This is a genomic window from Chitinibacter sp. FCG-7, assembly GCF_040047665.1.
Classification (GTDB): domain Bacteria; phylum Pseudomonadota; class Gammaproteobacteria; order Burkholderiales; family Chitinibacteraceae; genus Chitinibacter; species Chitinibacter mangrovi.
Genome location: NZ_CP157355.1, coordinates 2,397,966 through 2,413,084 on the forward strand (window position 1 = coordinate 2,397,966; position 15,119 = coordinate 2,413,084).

Sequence of the window (15,119 nt, forward strand, 5' to 3'; positions counted from 1 at the left end):
TATACCCTTAATGGCTATTTGAGCTTTTTCTCTAGCTTGGCCAGGCTGATATACAGCACTGGCGTGATATACAGCGTGATCAGCTGTGAGAACAGCAGGCCACCGACGATAGCGACGCCCAGTGGCTGGCGCAGCTCGGCGCCCGCTCCCAGACCCAGCGCCAGCGGCATAGCACCCATCATCGCGGCCAGTGTGGTCATCATAATGGGTCTAAACCGTTTGGCGCTGGCTTCGCGGATGGCCGCGATAGAATCGAGCTGCTCTTTGCGCTCGGCCTCCAGTGCAAAGTCGATCATCATGATGGCGTTCTTTTTCACAATCCCGACCAAGAGCAAAATGCCGATCATCGCAATAAAGGTCAGCTCCAGCCCGATCAGCTGCAAGGCCAGCAGCGCGCCAATTGCTGCCGATGGAATGCCGGCCAGAATCGTGAGCGGATGAATCCAGCTTTCGTACAGCACGCCCAGCACCAGATAAATCACCGCCACCGCAGCTAGAATTAGCCAGAGCTGGCTGGTCTGGGTCTGGTTATACAGCGCCGCATCACCGGCAAAACCGCCGAAAATATACTCGGGCAGGCCTATCGCCTGCTCGGATGCCTTGATCTCCCGTGCGGCATCCGACAATGACGTCCCTTCGGCCAGATTGAAAGACAGTGTAATCGCTGGCAATTGTCCCTGGTGATGAATGGTGGTGGTGACGGCGGTGCGCTCGACGGTGGCAAAGCTCGATAGCGGAATCAGGGCGCCAGTCTGGCTGCGCACGTGCAATTTGCTCAGTTTGCTCTCGTCGCTGCGGTCTTGCTCATCCAGCTGCATCAGCACCGAGTAGCTATCCTGCGGCGCGTAGATGCTGGCGACTTCGCGCTCGCCATAGGCGGCGTACAGCGTGTCGCGCAAGGACTGCATATTCACACCCAGCTCGGCGGCACGGTCGCGCTGGATATTGAGCTTGGCTTGCAGCGTTTTTTGCTCGGCATCGGAATTGACATCGCGGAAAGCCGGGTTTTTCCCTAGCTCGGCCAGCAAGCGATTGCTCCATTCTTCCAGATCATTGGCATTCACCGCCTGCAGCGTGTACTGATAGCTGCTTTTCCCGCTGCGGCCACCAATATTCAGATTCTGCGTCGGGCGATAAAACACGCTAACGCCAGCAATCTTGCCGGTGCTTTTGCGCAGGCTTTCCAGCGTTTTTTGCATATTGTCACGCTCGCTACGCGGTTTGAGCGTAATAAATAGGCGGCCTCCGCTGCCGCTGCTGCCTAGGCTTGACGCCACCGTGGCGACGTTCGGATTGCTGGCCACGGCTGAAGCGACGCGCTGCTGTAGCTTGAGGAGCGCCGGGTAGCTGATATCGGGCGCAGCATCAACGCTGGCCTGAATCTGGCCGATGTCTTCTTGCGGGAAAAAGCCTTTCGGAATGGCCATATACAGCCAGACGGTGACGCCAAAAGTGGCCAGCGTCAGCAGCAGCATCCAGACCCGGTGGTGCAAAACCCAGGCCAGACTGCCCTGATAAGCCGCCAGCAAACGGTTGAATCCGGCTTCAAAGCAACGGCTCCAGGCCGGAGCCTGATGCTGGGCATCGTGTGGCTCGGGCTTGAGAAAGCGCGCGGCGAACAGCGGAATCAGTGTCAGCGACACTAGCATCGACACCAGAATGGCCAGCGCCACGACAACAGCAAATTCATGAAACAGCAGCCCCATCGTGCCGGGCATAAAAAAGATGGGGATAAATACAGCCACCAGCGAAATCGAAATAGACACCACGGTAAAGCCCACTTCACCCGCACCCTTGATCGCGGCCTCCATCGGCGTGATGCCGTCCCCGGCTTCTTCGAGGTGGCGAACGATGTTTTCCAGCACCACAATCGCGTCGTCAACGACCAGCCCCAAGGCCACCGTCAGCCCCATTAGCGAGATATTGTCCAGGCTATACCCCAGCCAGTACATCAATGCAAACGTTGCCAGTAAAGAGATAGGGAGAGATACCGAGGGGATCAGCGTGGCCGCCGCGCGGCGCAGAAAAAGCAGTACCGACATCACGACCAGCGCCAGAGTCAGCAGCAAGGTCAGATTGACGTCATGGATGGATTCGCGAATCGACACCGATCTGTCGTTGAGGACGCGAACATTAACCGAGTCGGGCATTTGCGCTTCCAGCCTGGGCATCATGGCCTTGATCGCATCGACGGTGGCGACCGTATTAGCGCCGGGCTGGCGCTGCACGGCCAGAATAATCGAGCGCTCGCCATTGACCCAGCTACCGGATTTAATGCTCTCCACGCTGTCTTCAACGCTGGCCACATCCTTGAGCCTGACCAGCCCGCCTGCAGCGCTGGTGCCGACGACCACTTCGGCAAATTCAGCCGCATTTTTCAGTTGCTCATTCGCCTGCAGCATCAGCGTCTGGCGCTCGCCTTCGAGCTGGCCAACGGGTGAATTGGCATTGACGGTTTTTAGTGCATTTGAGAGCTCTGGCAGCGAAATATTACGGGCTGCGAGCTTGTCCGGGTCAACGGCAATCCGGATGGCGTATTTTTTCTGGCCGTATACCTGTACCTGCGCGACGCCATCAATGGTCGATAGCGCGGGGGCGATCAGATTGTCGGAAAAATCATTGAGCTGCGACAGCGACATCGACGGCGAATTGATCGCCAACATCAGAATCGGCGCATCGGACGGGTTTACCTTGCGGTAGCTCGGCGGGCTTTTCATATCGCTGGGCAAGCCGCGTGTGGCACGATACAGCGCAGCCTGCACATCGACTGCCGCAGATTCGATATCACGGCTGGGGGCAAACTCCAGCGTGATCGACGTGCTGCCCAGACGGCTGCTGGAGCTCATCATCGCCAGGCCGGGAATGGTCGAAAACTGTTTTTCCAGCGGGGTGGCGACCGAATTGGCCATGGTTTCCGGCGAGGCGCCGCTGAGCGAGGCCGACACATTGATCGTTGGCGTGTCGTAGCTGGGTAGCGCCGAAATCGGCAAGTGAAACCACGCAATGCCACCCGCGACCATCACGGCCAGCCAGAGCAGCAGCGTGGCGACGGGGCGGTGGATGGCCCACCATGAAATTCCCTGTTTCATCGGCTTTGTACTCCGCTTGCAGCAGCAGGGCGGCTCGCTTCGCTCACCGCGCCGCCAGGGCGAACATTCTGCCCGCCTTCGCGGATCACTTTAGTGCCAGCCTCGACACCGCTAATCAGTGCCTGTCCTTCATGAATACGCAAGACCTGTACCGCTTGCACCTGTGCCTTGCCGTCGGCGGCGATGCGATAGACAAAACGCTGTTCCGGGCCGGTCTGGATGGCTTGCAAAGGCAGAATCAGGCCTTGTTCCATGCCCAGCTGGACTTTGATGCCTGTGCTCAAACCTGGCCAGAGCTGGCGGTCGCCATTGGCAAACTCGGCTTTGGCCAGTACGGTGCCGCTGCTTTTATCCACCATGCTATCGAGAAATACCAGCTTGCCCTGGCGCACGCTGCCATCGGGCAGGCTGGCTTCAACGCCGATTCCGGCGGGAGCGGCTAGCAGGGCGGGCAGGTCGCGTTCGGCTACGCTAAAGCTGATGCGCACCGGGTCTAGCTGGGTCAGCGTAACCAGCGGTTCGCTGCTATTGGCCTGTACCAGACTGCCGCTGCGGGCATTGATTTTGCCGGTGCGTCCGGCAAATGGCGCGACAATCCGGGTGTAGGATAGCTGTGCCGTGCTGGCGGCCTGATCAGCCTTGGCTGCCGCCAGCTGCGCACGCAAGGCATCGGCTTTGGCGCGAGCCGTATCTACGGCCGACGGTGAAATAAATTTGGCTTGTGCCAGCTCGATCGAGCGCGCCAGATTGCGGTCGGCTTCGAGCAATTGGGCGTTGACCTGCATCACGGTGGCTTTGCTGCGCTGCGCCTGAGCTGCATCGATGCGCGAATCGAGCGTGAATAGCAGCTGGCCTGCACGTACTTCGTCGCCTTCCTTGAAATGCACACTGGCGAGCTGGGCGCTGATTTGCGAGCGGATATCTATCATCTGGACGGCTTCAACGTGGCCATTGGTGGTGATAATGCGGGGCAGCTCACCGGCTTTGACCACGCTGCTCACCACCACGGTGGGGCGCTCGTTTTTGCCGGCCGGTTTGTTGCTACCACCCTGACCACAGGCCGCCAATAAGCTGCAAACAAGCAGGGTGCCAAGCAGCGGAGTTCTTGTTCTTGTCATCATGTTCTTTATGCCTAAGGGTGCGTGGACGCTTTTCTTTACTGGTTAACGGTGCTCAATCATGCAGCAGCCCCTGCCTGAGACTTTGGCGATAACGCAGGATGATCCAGCTCATCACCAAAATCACTAGTCCGCCAAAGCCGATAATGATTAGATACATCGGCGGCATGCCGTTGTGCGCAAATTGCTGTTGCAACAAGGCGCTGCTGTCGGCGGCCAGCGGGCTGCTCCAGTTTTTGACCAGCCAAGCATGCAGGCCAACCATGACCAGAATGCCCAGATTTTCATTAAAATTCTGGACCGCAATCGAGTGCCCCGCGCCCATCAGCGCATGCCCGCGATGTTGCAGCATGGCATTGAGCGGCACGACAAAAAATCCCGACAGCGCACCAATAATCAACATCAATAACGCAGCCAGCCAGATCTGGTTGACCCAGAGCATTGAAATTAGCAAAGCCCCCATGGCCACACCGGCCCACAGCACGCTGAACGCTTTGTGTAGCGGGATCCAGCGGCCGGCGGCGATGGCGCCAAAAGCAATGCCGACGGCGACCAGCGCAATCAGCTGGCTGGCTTGTTCGAGTTTGAGAGACAGCCAGATGACCGCCCAGTTCAATACCACCAGCCTCATCGTCGCGCCCGCGCCCCAGAACAGCGTGGTGACGCCCAGTGAGAGCTGGCCTTGCGGGTCACGCCACAGGCGCTTGACGCACCAGGCGAATTCTTTGGCCTGATGCACCGGATCAAGATGCAGGGGCTTGAGGCGTACGGCCAACTTGGGGATGTAGAGATTGATATACGCGGCCAGACAATACAGCAGCACCGTAGCGCAGATCGCAAATTCGGCCGGGCTCAGATACTTACCCAGTGTATTGCCTGTTAGCCAATTTTGAATGTGGCTTCCAGATAAATACCCCCCAATCACTGTGCCAAGGATAATCGCGGCGACGGTGGCACCTTCCAGCCAGCCATTGGCGGCTACCAGTTTTTCATGCGGCAGATATTCGGTAATGATGCCGTATTTGGCCGGAGAGTAAGCGGCCGCGCCAAAGCCGACAATGGCGTAGGCAAAAATTGGCGGCATGCCGACGATCATGCTGGCGCAGCCCAGTAGCTTGATGCCATTGCAGATCAGCATGGCCCGGCCTTTGTGCATGGAATCGGCAAAAGCGCCGGCATAAGGCGCAATCACGACATAGGAAACAGTGAACGCCCAGAGCAGCATGGATAAATGCCATTCCGGTGCTTTTTGCTCTTTTAACAAGGCCAGCGCGGCGAAAAACAGCGCGTTGTCGGCCAGCGCGGAGAAAAATTGCGCGCCCAGAATGGTAAAAAATCCACGGTTCATAGCAATACACTTTCGCAGCGAGGGTTCACGTCTGCTGCTTATATCACGGATTGATGACATTCAAGCTGCGCCTTGTCATCTCTTTGCAGCAAATTAAAAACGCCGCGCTCGTGCTATCATCGCCGCCATTGGCCTTTTTTGTGACGGTTTGTCATGGATATTCTCCAGTCGCTCATCGGAATTTTTACCGACTACGGCTATTTGGCTGTCTTTACTGTGCTGCTGATTTGCGGGTTTGGCGTGCCGATTCCGGAGGACGTTTCTCTGGTGGCGGGCGGCGTGATCTCCGGCTTGGGTTATGCCAATGTGCATACGATGTTTGCCGTGGGCATGGCGGGCGTACTGATTGGCGATAGTGCCATGTTCCTACTTGGGCGTTACTGCGGTGAAAACTTGCTTGAGCATCGCTATTTCAAGCGCATGATGACGCCGGAGCGCTATCAGGCCGTGCAGGACAAATTCGAGCGTTACGGCAACCGGGTACTGTTTGTTGCCCGCTTTCTGCCAGGCTTGCGTGCCCCGATCTATCTGACCGCGGGCATGTCGCGGCGCATCTCATATTTACGCTTTTTGCTGCTCGATGGTTTTGCCGCGCTGATTAGCGTTCCAATCTGGGTGTATCTGGGTTATTACGGTGCGTCCAACCATCAATGGCTGATGACCTGGCTGGGACGTGGACAAACGGCGATTCTGGTGCTGGTTGGCATTATCGCGCTGATTGTGGCGGTCTGGTACGTGCGCAACCGCAAGCAGAAAAACTGAGCGGGCTGCTTTCATCTTTCGTCCGGGCTGGAATCGCATCCAGCCTTTCCCGTACTTTGCTCGGCACTGGCTTGCCTAAGACGCAGGCGAGGGCGCATCATTTATTCCCGTCTTTGAGTTGCGATACCACCATGTCTCGTCCGATAGAGGCTGTGATCCACAGCGCCGCACTGGCACATAATTACCAGCAGATTAAAAAAACCGCACCGACGGCTCGCGCGTTTGCCGTCGTCAAAGCCAATGCCTACGGTCACGGGCTGGAACGCGTGATTACCGCGCTGCCGCAGGCCGATGGTTTTGCCATTCTGGAGTTTGATGCGGCCATCGCCCTGCGCGAGCTGGGCGTCAAACAGCCCATCTTGTTGCTCGAAGGCGTATTTAGCATCGCGCAGCTGCAACAAAGCGCCGCACACCAGCTGATGCTGGCGATTCACGAGCCACGGCATTTACTCTGGTTGCGTGACACGCCGCTGAGCGCGCCCGTCGATGTGTTTCTGAAACTCAATACCGGCATGAACCGCCTCGGCTTTGCGCCCGAGCAGGCCGCCGATCTGCTCGCGCAGCTGCGCGACATGCCCAATGTTGCCAGCGTCACACTGATGACCCATTTTGCCACCGCCGACGATCCGGCCAAAGGGATTGCCCGGCAATGGGCACGCTTTCAGGCGCAAACGGCAGGGCTGGATTGCCCGCGCTCGCTGGCCAATTCGGCCGCGACGCTGGCCTACCCTGAGGTGCACGCAGACTGGGTACGCCCCGGCATTGCCCTGTATGGCTCCTCTCCCTTTGCTGATCGCAGCGCGCAGTCGCTTAATTTGCAGCCCGCCATGAGTTTGCGTTCGCGAATTATCGCCGTGCAGCAGCTGCAGGCGGGCGATGAGGTGGGCTATGGGGCGACTTTTATTGCTGATAAAGCGATGCGTATTGGAGTAGTGGCCTGTGGTTATGCCGATGGCTATCCACGGCATGCCCCAACCGGAACGCCGATTATCGTGGCAGGTAAAGTGAGCCGACTGCTAGGCAGAGTATCTATGGATATGTTGTGCGTTGATCTGAGCGAGATTGCCGAGGCAGAAATTGATAGCGAAGTGGAACTTTGGGGCCAGGGCTTGTCCATTGATCTGGTCGCGCAGGCGGCAGGAACAATCGCTTATGAATTGATGTGTGCAGTTGCCCCGCGTGTTCCGGTGTGTATGGATTGAATGCGTTTATATGGCGTTTTGATGTCGAAATACCCTATTTGACGCAGTTTCCATTACAATAATCCGGTTTTTATTAATTTTTCCAGCCTGCAGGTTAATCATGGCATTGATCGTCCAAAAATATGGCGGCACATCGGTTGGGTCTCCTGACCGAATCAAAAACGTAGCGCGTCGCGTCGCCAAGTTTAAAGCCCAAGGGCATGACTTGGTGGTGGTTCTGTCTGCGATGTCTGGCGAAACCAATCGCCTGATCGCACTGGCTAAAGAAATGCAAGCCAATCCGGACCCACGTGAACTAGATGTAATTGTTTCGACTGGTGAACAAGTCACGATTGGCTTGCTGGCAATGGCGCTTAAAGACATCGGTCTGGATGCCGTGTCCTACACCGGCTCACAGGTCAAAATCCTGACCGACAGCTCGCACACCAAGGCGCGGATTCAGCATATTGACGATGCCAATATGCGTGCCGATCTGAACGCCGGTCGTGTGGTGATCGTGGCGGGCTTCCAAGGCGTGGACGCCAACGGCAATATCACGACTCTGGGTCGTGGCGGCTCGGATACTTCGGGCGTTGCCTTGGCCGCAGCACTGAAAGCCGACGAATGCCAGATTTATACCGACGTGGACGGCGTTTATACGACCGACCCACGTGTGGTGCCAGAAGCGAAAAAGCTCAAAACGATTACGTTTGAAGAAATGCTGGAAATGGCCAGCTTGGGCTCGAAAATCTTGCAGATTCGCTCGGTTGAATTTGCAGGCAAATACAATGTGAAATTGCGCGTATTGTCCTCGTTCCAGGAAGAGGGCGAGGGTACGTTGATTACTTTTGAGGAAGACTCTACCGTGGAAAAACCAGTCATCTCCGGCATCGCCTTTAATCGCGACGAAGCCCGTATCAATGTGATCGGTGTTCCTGACAAGCCAGGTATCGCTTATCAAATCTTGGGCCCGGTGGCGGATGCAAACATCGACGTGGATATGATTATCCAGAACGTCGGTCAGGACGGCACTACCGATTTCTCGTTCACCGTGCCAAAAGGCGAAATGGCGCGTGCCATCAAGGTGCTGGAAGGCGTACAAAGCCAGATCGGTGGCAAATCGGTGTCGGGTGACGACAAGATTTGTAAAGTATCCATCGTTGGCGTGGGTATGCGCTCGCACGTGGGCGTGGCCTCAACGATGTTCCGCACGCTGGCGGAAGAGGGTATCAATATCCAGATGATCTCGACTTCTGAAATCAAAATTTCTGTCGTAGTGGATGAGAAGTATCTTGAGTTGGCTGTGCGCGTACTGCACAAAGCCTTTGGTCTGGAGCAGCAAGGCTAATCGCCGTCCTGATCTCTTTGCCAGTCCAAGCCGCCGTTACTGCTGTGCAGACGGCGGCTTTTTCTTGGGCGCAGGCTGCACCGATTACCCTGTGTTTCTTGTTCTCCAGGAGCAATGAGAATATTTTGCCTTTGCTGTGAGGTACTTACGCAACCAGTCGGAAAAATTTAGCGATAAGTGTTGACGAGTATCCGGGGTGTGGGTATTATCTCGCTTCTCTGAACGGAGACGTGGATGAGTGGCTGAAATCACCTCCCTGCTAAGGAGACATACGGGCTAAAACCTGTATCGAGGGTTCGAATCCCTCCGTCTCCGCCAGAGGCTTTAAATTGTTGTGTATAGTGCGCCCGTAGCTCAGTTGGATAGAGTATTTGGCTACGAACCAAAGGGTCGGGCGTTCGAATCGCTCCGGGCGCACCAACACCACAATGTAGTACTGATTTTTGAAGTGTCCCTATAGTTTAGCGGTTAGAACACTGCCCTTTCACGGCGGCGGCCGGGGTTCGATTCCCCGTGGGGACGCCAAAAGCGTCAAGTAATACAGTATTGCCAGTTTAAATCAGTGCGCCCGTAGCTCAGTTGGATAGAGTATTTGGCTACGAACCAAAGGGTCGGGCGTTCGAATCGCTCCGGGCGCACCAATTTAAATCTGCATGTAGTTCAAGTATGTCCCTATAGTTTAGCGGTTAGAACACTGCCCTTTCACGGCGGCGGCCGGGGTTCGATTCCCCGTGGGGACGCCAAATTTAGAAACGTTGGTATCCGCCAGCGGTTCGCACTAGAAAAAGCTGATCCAATTGGGTCGGCTTTTTTCATTTAGAGCTGTCATTCCAATAATGGGCGGCGGCTTGCATTGTCTTTTCTGCGCCTTTCGTTTTATTTCTGGCACGGCCATCCCTTGGTGTGTATTTTTCCTAAGGGTATATTCCTGCAGGCTATACCAGTAGATGGATGTGGATTAATACTTGCATAGAGTATGTGAGCTGTTTATTCTGCACCTCACACCTCACACCTCACACCTCACACCTCACACCTCACACCTCACACCTCACACCTCATTCCGTCGCAATGTTAAACTGTCGCCATGAAAAGCTATGACGCAGATTTAATCATTGTGGGTGGTGGGTTGGTTGGTGCCGCCTTGGCGCTGGCGCTGAAAAACACCACGCTGGACATTATTTTGCTGGAAGGGCGCGAACCACAGCTCGATTGGCCGCTGGCAAGCTGGGATCAGCGAGTGTACGCGATTAGCCGCGCCAGCCGCCGCTTGCTAACCGACATTGGCGCGTGGCCACTAACCCGGCCAGAACGTTTGTGTCCGGTATCGGCGATGCGAATTGCAGGCGATCAGCCACACAGCCGGTTGGAGTTTGCTGCGCTGGAAAGCGGCGTCGACGAGCTGGCGTTTATTGTGGAAAATCGTGAATTGCAACGCGCTTTATGGCTGGCGCTGGCGCAATGTAGCAATGTGCGGGTGATCACCGGCGTGAGCGCACAGGGCCTGGAGATCAGTGCCGACGCCGCACAATTGAGCCTGGATAATGGCAGCACGCTCAAGGCCAAGCTGCTGATCGGTGCTGATGGCGCCAATTCCTGGGTGCGCCAGCAGCGTGATATGCCTGCGAGTGCCAAATCATACGAGCAGTACGGTGTAGTCGCCAACTTTGCCTGCGAAAAGCCGCATTACGGCGTGGCGCAGCAATGGTTTATGCCCGATGACATTCTGGCCTGGCTGCCGCTGCCCGATCAGCAGATGTCGATGGTCTGGTCATGTTATCAAGACCGTCGGGATGAACTTTTGGGCCTTTCGGCTGATCAATTGGCCGCGCGTGTTAGCCTGGCAGGACAATCGAGCTTGGGTTCGCTCAAGCTGATTACACCGCCTGCTGCTTTTCCGTTGAAACTGACTCAGGTGCCACAGATCGCCCGTTCCCGCGTTGCCTTGGTTGGGGATGCTGCACATACCGTCCACCCGCTGGCAGGGCAGGGCGTGAATCTGGGTTTTGGCGATGTGGCTGAGCTGGCCAAAGTGCTCGCCAGTGTGCACCCCGAGCGGATTGGTGATGCCCTGGTATTGCGCCGCTACGAGCGCGCCCGCCGTGAATCGGTCTTGCTGATGCAAACAGTGTGCGATGGATTACAGTCTTTATTTAATAATCACAACCCGATACTTAAATCTTTGCGTAATATCGGGCTTTCAATGACCGACTCTGTACCGTGGATCAAGCGTCAACTGATCCGCCATGCAATGGATTCCTAAGGAAGAAAATGAAATACCTTACTCGTTTGATGCTTGCTGCAGGTGTATTGGCAATGGCTGCATGTTCAGCGCAAAGCTCGGCTACGACTGAAGCACCGCCGAAAAATCTGAAAGGCATTATTGCCAAAAAACTGGGCCGTCCGGTTGATAGTGTGAACCCGACGCCAGTGAAAGGCATTTACGAAGTCGTCATGGGCAAGCGCCAGATTATCTATACCGATGCCAAAGGCGAGTACGCTTTTGTCGGCGAGCTGGTCGATATTGCCAAGCAGGAAAGTATCACCGAAAAACGTATGGCCGCTTTGATGAGTACCGATTTTAGCAAGCTGCCGCTGGCCGATGCGGTCAAGATTGTTCGTGGCGATGGCTCCCGCAAGCTTGCCGTCTTTACCGATCTGGATTGCCCGTTCTGCAAACGTCTGGAGCAACAAAGTCTGGCCGGTATCGACAATGTCACCATTTACAACTTTATGATGCCGCTGCCACAACTTCACCCTGATGCAGCACGTAAATCAGCGATGGTCTGGTGTAGCAGTGATCCGGCCGCTGCGTGGCATAACTGGTTCTTTGAGGGTAAATTACCCGAAAATGCCAGCAACTGCGCCAATCCGGTGCAGCGCAATATGGAGCTGGGTGCTGCGCTGGGTATCAATGGCACACCTGCGCTGATTTTTGTCGATGGTCAGATCGTGTCTGGTGCCATTCCGAAAGAGCAAATCGAAGACTTGCTCAATAAAGCCAAGCCAAAAAAATAATCCCGCAGTAATCCGGATTGCAAAAAGCCACCGAATTCGGTGGCTTTTTCATTGGCTTCATTTAGGTTTGCTGATGGCGAGCGACAAATATGTAGTCTTCTATGGGTATTACTCGCTATATATTATTTCAATTGACTTGTAGAGCTATACCCCTAGAAGCCAATTTTTAGCTGTGCGGCCACAAAGCCTTCCACATCGACGGCTTGAATCGTCGGCACGATAAATAGATTCAAGCCCAAGTGGTAATCGGTTTCCAGCGAGACCAGAAAACCACCAGCCGGCACAATCGGATAGCCTTTATCGGTGTTTTGATAGCCACTCACCAAGCCTGCCGCTGCGCCGAGCGACAGGCTGGCTTTATCGCTAAATTGCCATTGCAGCGGCGTCCAGCCCAGCTGTGCGTAGATCGACGGATCGCGCAGCGAGTTGCGATAGGCGCCTAGCATCCAGTGCCAGCGGCCATTACTGCGCTCAATGCCGATACCCGGATTGCTCTCGCTCAGATTGTCGTCAATCACCGCCTGGCGATCAAAGTGCCGCGTCATTACGGGGGCCACCGCCCACGTTTTCCACGCTTGATCGGTATTCATGCCCTGCAGCCAAGCGGGCGTTGCCTCGCCAAAGGCCTGATGATCAGCAGCCTGCACACCATTGCTAGTTATACCCAGAGCTAGTATCGCTTTACAGACTAATTTGAGAATTTTCTTCATGGCTATACCCTATTATTTTTCTCGGTAGCTTGCTAGTCGTTCTGCCAGCGTGCCGGTATGTAGTTCAAATAAATGATTGTCGAAATCATAAAAATACAGCGATTGAGCCTCACCAGCGATGCGCGGACGTGGCGGTTTGATTTCGACGCCCAGCGTAATTAATCGCGCGGTGATCGCCGCTAAATCGGCTTCACTCACTGCAAATGCCACGTGCTGATAGCTACGCTCGGTCGGCGGCTCGCCTTTCATTGCTGCGATCCAGAGTTCGCCCAACAGGAAGAATTTTTCTGGTGCAATTGAAAAAGTTTGCGCGCCGCTGTCATACACCTCGGTAGCGCCCAGCCCCTCACACAGAAAACGCGCCATCCGTTCCAGATCTTTCACAATAAAAGTGAGATGACTGATGCCGCTAATCTGCACTGTTAAATACCCTGCATAGTATGTTTTTCAAGTCATTGTAGGCATTGACCTTGCTGGTTATACCCCTACTCATGGCCAAATGCTCGATCACGCAATTGCTTGAGTTCGTCGCGTAGCTGCGCGGCGCGTTCGAATTCCAGATTTTGCGCAGCGTTCATCATTTCTTTTTCGATGCGTTTGAGCTCTTTCGCGAGTTGTTTCTGATCCATCTCGGCGACGATGCGTTGTTTTTTCTCTTCGAGCCGCGCTGCGGTCGCTTCCTCGGCGTTATACACGCCGTCGATAATGTCCTTGATGCGTTTGACGACGCCGCGTGGCGTAATGTTGTTGGCCACATTAAACGCGATCTGTTTATCGCGGCGGCGCTGGGTTTCACCGATGGCTTTTTCCATCGAATTGGTAATGCGGTCCGCGTACAAAATTGCCTTGCCGTTCAGATTTCGCGCTGCGCGGCCTATGGTCTGAATCAAGCTGCGCTCACTGCGCAGGAAACCCTCTTTGTCGGCATCCAGAATCGCCACCAGCGACACCTCAGGAATATCCAAACCTTCGCGCAATAAGTTAATCCCGATCAGCACGTCAAATACGCCAAGTCGCAAATCGCGCAGGATTTCGACGCGCTCGACCGTATCAATATCCGAGTGCAAATAGCGCACCTTGATGCCATGCTCGGCAAGATAATCGGTGAGTTGTTCGGACATTTTTTTGGTGAGCGTCGTGACCAGCACGCGCTCACCCACGGCGGTGCGCAGCTTGATCTCGGATAGTAAATCATCGACTTGCGTGCCGACTGGGCGCACTTCGATAATCGGATCGACGAGCCCCGTGGGGCGCACGACTTGCTCGACCACTTGGCCTTGGTTTTTGGCTTCATAATCGGCCGGTGTAGCCGAGACGAAAATCGTTTGCGGCATCAGCCGTTCGAATTCTTCAAATTTCAGCGGGCGATTGTCCATCGCAGAGGGCAGGCGGAAACCGTAATCGACGAGGTTTTCCTTGCGCGAACGGTCGCCCTTATACATTGCGCCGACTTGGCCGATCATGACGTGGCTCTCGTCCAGAATCATCAGGCCATCTTTAGGCAAATAATCGAGCAGCGTCGGTGGCGGCGAGCCTGCCGGTTTGCCGGAAAAATGTCGCGAGTAGTTCTCGATGCCTTTGCAAAAGCCCATCTCAGTCAGCATTTCCAAATCAAACCGCGTGCGCTGTTCCAGTCTTTGCGCCTCGACCAGTTTTTGCTCTTTGTAATAAAACGCCAAGCGATCGCGCAGCTCGTCTTTGATGGTTTCAATCGCACGCATGACGGTATCGCGCGGCGTGACATAGTGGCTGCTGGGGAAAATCGTATACCTGCCCACGCGCTGCTTCACATGGCCGGTGAGTGGGTCAAACAGACTGATGCGCTCGATCTCGTCGTCGAACATCGACACGCGCACCGCCAGCTCGGCCGACTCAGCTGGGAAAATATCAATCACATCGCCGCGCACGCGAAAATGCCCACGCGAAAAATCAAGCTCATTGCGGTCGTACTGCATCGTGGTCAGCCGTTTGATAATGTCGCGCTGGCCGATCTGTTCGCCCTCAACCAGATGCAAAATCATTGCGTGATACGAGCTAGGGTCGCCAATCCCGTAAATCGCCGATACGGTGGCGACGATAATGCAGTCTTTGCGCTCCAGCATTGCCTTGGTCGCACTCAAGCGCATCTGCTCGATATGCTCGTTAATTGCCGAGTCTTTTTCGATAAACAGATCGCGACTCGGCACATAGGCTTCGGGCTGATAGTAATCGTAATAACTTACGAAATACTCGACCGCATTTTTCGGAAAGAACTCGCGCATCTCGGCATACAGCTGCGCCGCCAGCGTTTTATTCGGCGCCAGAATAATCGCCGGCCGCCCCGTGCGCGCAATCACGTTCGCCATCGTAAACGTCTTGCCCGAGCCGGTGACGCCCAGCAAAGTTTGAAAGCGCAAACCATCGTCCAAACCTTCGATCAGCTGCGCGATTGCCGTTGGCTGATCGCCCGCAGGCGGGAAGGGCTGAAAGAGGTGATAGGGCGAGTCTGGAAAGTCAACAAACATGGCGGCTGCGCTGCATTAAGGCAAAAGAGTATTGTCGGCGCAAC

General features: G+C 55.3%; 11 protein-coding genes and 5 tRNA genes. 10 read left to right on the forward strand and 6 right to left on the reverse strand.

Annotated elements, in window-relative coordinates; translation table 11 throughout:
* Window positions 1-14: 14 nt before the first annotated feature.
* The 3 genes from ABHF33_RS11300 to lplT are packed head-to-tail and all read right to left on the reverse strand — an operon-like array spanning window position 15 to window position 5,555.
* Window positions 15-3,089 carry an efflux RND transporter permease subunit gene (locus ABHF33_RS11300; protein ID WP_348944066.1) on the reverse strand — a complete coding sequence of 1,025 codons (3,075 nt, stop codon included), beginning with the start codon at window positions 3,087-3,089 and terminating at the stop codon, window positions 15-17.
* Window positions 3,086-4,210, reverse strand: a complete 1,125-nt coding sequence (locus ABHF33_RS11305; RefSeq protein ID WP_348944067.1) for an efflux RND transporter periplasmic adaptor subunit — start codon at window positions 4,208-4,210, stop codon at window positions 3,086-3,088. The genes ABHF33_RS11300 and ABHF33_RS11305 overlap by 4 nt, the downstream gene beginning before the upstream one ends.
* Window positions 4,211-4,262: 52 nt before the next feature.
* The gene (gene lplT, locus ABHF33_RS11310) at window positions 4,263-5,555 is read right to left on the reverse strand and encodes a lysophospholipid transporter LplT (RefSeq protein ID WP_348944068.1); all 1,293 of its coding nucleotides are present in this window, start codon (window positions 5,553-5,555) and stop codon (window positions 4,263-4,265) included.
* A gap of 153 nt (window positions 5,556-5,708) precedes the next feature.
* On the opposite strand from lplT, the gene ABHF33_RS11315 reads away from it, so the two are divergent.
* From ABHF33_RS11315 to ABHF33_RS11360, 10 genes are all read left to right on the forward strand, one after another.
* Window positions 5,709-6,317 carry a DedA family protein gene (locus ABHF33_RS11315; RefSeq protein WP_157315169.1) on the forward strand — a complete coding sequence of 203 codons (609 nt, stop codon included), beginning with the start codon at window positions 5,709-5,711 and terminating at the stop codon, window positions 6,315-6,317.
* Window positions 6,318-6,448: 131 nt separating this feature from the next.
* Window positions 6,449-7,519 carry an alanine racemase gene (alr, locus tag ABHF33_RS11320; RefSeq protein ID WP_348944069.1) on the forward strand — a complete coding sequence of 357 codons (1,071 nt, stop codon included), beginning with the start codon at window positions 6,449-6,451 and terminating at the stop codon, window positions 7,517-7,519.
* A 100-nt stretch (window positions 7,520-7,619) separates the two neighbouring features.
* The gene (locus ABHF33_RS11325) at window positions 7,620-8,846 is read left to right on the forward strand and encodes an aspartate kinase (protein WP_157315173.1); all 1,227 of its coding nucleotides are present in this window, start codon (window positions 7,620-7,622) and stop codon (window positions 8,844-8,846) included.
* Between the two features lie 224 nt (window positions 8,847-9,070).
* Window positions 9,071-9,164 (forward strand) — tRNA-Ser (locus tag ABHF33_RS11330).
* Window positions 9,165-9,189: 25 nt separating this feature from the next.
* A tRNA-Arg gene (locus ABHF33_RS11335) sits at window positions 9,190-9,266 on the forward strand.
* Window positions 9,267-9,296: 30 nt separating this feature from the next.
* A tRNA-Glu gene (locus ABHF33_RS11340) sits at window positions 9,297-9,371 on the forward strand.
* 39 nt (window positions 9,372-9,410) lie between these two features.
* Window positions 9,411-9,487 (forward strand) — tRNA-Arg (locus ABHF33_RS11345).
* Between the two features lie 27 nt (window positions 9,488-9,514).
* Window positions 9,515-9,589 (forward strand) — tRNA-Glu (locus ABHF33_RS11350).
* Window positions 9,590-9,930: 341 nt separating this feature from the next.
* The gene (locus ABHF33_RS11355; RefSeq protein WP_348944070.1) at window positions 9,931-11,106 is read left to right on the forward strand and encodes a UbiH/UbiF family hydroxylase; all 1,176 of its coding nucleotides are present in this window, start codon (window positions 9,931-9,933) and stop codon (window positions 11,104-11,106) included.
* Between the two features lie 8 nt (window positions 11,107-11,114).
* On the forward strand, window positions 11,115-11,861 hold the full coding sequence (locus ABHF33_RS11360) for a DsbC family protein (RefSeq protein WP_348944071.1): 747 nt from the start codon (window positions 11,115-11,117) through the stop codon (window positions 11,859-11,861).
* 152 nt (window positions 11,862-12,013) lie between these two features.
* Here ABHF33_RS11360 and ABHF33_RS11365 read toward each other — a convergent pair whose 3' ends face one another.
* From ABHF33_RS11365 to uvrB, 3 genes are all read right to left on the reverse strand, one after another.
* The gene (locus ABHF33_RS11365) at window positions 12,014-12,571 is read right to left on the reverse strand and encodes a hypothetical protein (RefSeq protein WP_348944072.1); all 558 of its coding nucleotides are present in this window, start codon (window positions 12,569-12,571) and stop codon (window positions 12,014-12,016) included.
* Between the two features lie 12 nt (window positions 12,572-12,583).
* Window positions 12,584-12,985 carry a FosX/FosE/FosI family fosfomycin resistance hydrolase gene (fosX, locus tag ABHF33_RS11370; protein ID WP_432803982.1) on the reverse strand — a complete coding sequence of 134 codons (402 nt, stop codon included), beginning with the start codon at window positions 12,983-12,985 and terminating at the stop codon, window positions 12,584-12,586.
* Window positions 12,986-13,056: 71 nt separating this feature from the next.
* Window positions 13,057-15,075, reverse strand: coding sequence for an excinuclease ABC subunit UvrB (gene uvrB, locus ABHF33_RS11375; protein WP_348944074.1), 2,019 nt, complete (start codon window positions 15,073-15,075; stop codon window positions 13,057-13,059).
* Window positions 15,076-15,119 lie beyond the last annotated feature (44 nt).

Bases quoted from the DNA above. Each gene is read 5' to 3' on its own strand.
- lplT (WP_348944068.1), bottom strand. From the start codon at position 5,555: ATGAACCGTGGATTTTTTACCATTCTGGGCGCGCAATTTTTCTCCGCG.
- alr (WP_348944069.1), top strand. From the start codon at position 6,449: ATGTCTCGTCCGATAGAGGCTGTGATCCACAGCGCCGCACTGGCACAT.
- uvrB (WP_348944074.1), bottom strand. From the start codon at position 15,075: ATGTTTGTTGACTTTCCAGACTCGCCCTATCACCTCTTTCAGCCCTTC.
- ABHF33_RS11365 (WP_348944072.1), bottom strand. From the start codon at position 12,571: ATGAAGAAAATTCTCAAATTAGTCTGTAAAGCGATACTAGCTCTGGGT.
- ABHF33_RS11305 (WP_348944067.1), bottom strand. From the start codon at position 4,210: ATGATGACAAGAACAAGAACTCCGCTGCTTGGCACCCTGCTTGTTTGC.
- ABHF33_RS11355 (WP_348944070.1), top strand. From the start codon at position 9,931: ATGAAAAGCTATGACGCAGATTTAATCATTGTGGGTGGTGGGTTGGTT.
- ABHF33_RS11360 (WP_348944071.1), top strand. From the start codon at position 11,115: ATGAAATACCTTACTCGTTTGATGCTTGCTGCAGGTGTATTGGCAATG.
- ABHF33_RS11300 (WP_348944066.1), bottom strand. From the start codon at position 3,089: ATGAAACAGGGAATTTCATGGTGGGCCATCCACCGCCCCGTCGCCACG.
- ABHF33_RS11315 (WP_157315169.1), top strand. From the start codon at position 5,709: ATGGATATTCTCCAGTCGCTCATCGGAATTTTTACCGACTACGGCTAT.
- ABHF33_RS11325 (WP_157315173.1), top strand. From the start codon at position 7,620: ATGGCATTGATCGTCCAAAAATATGGCGGCACATCGGTTGGGTCTCCT.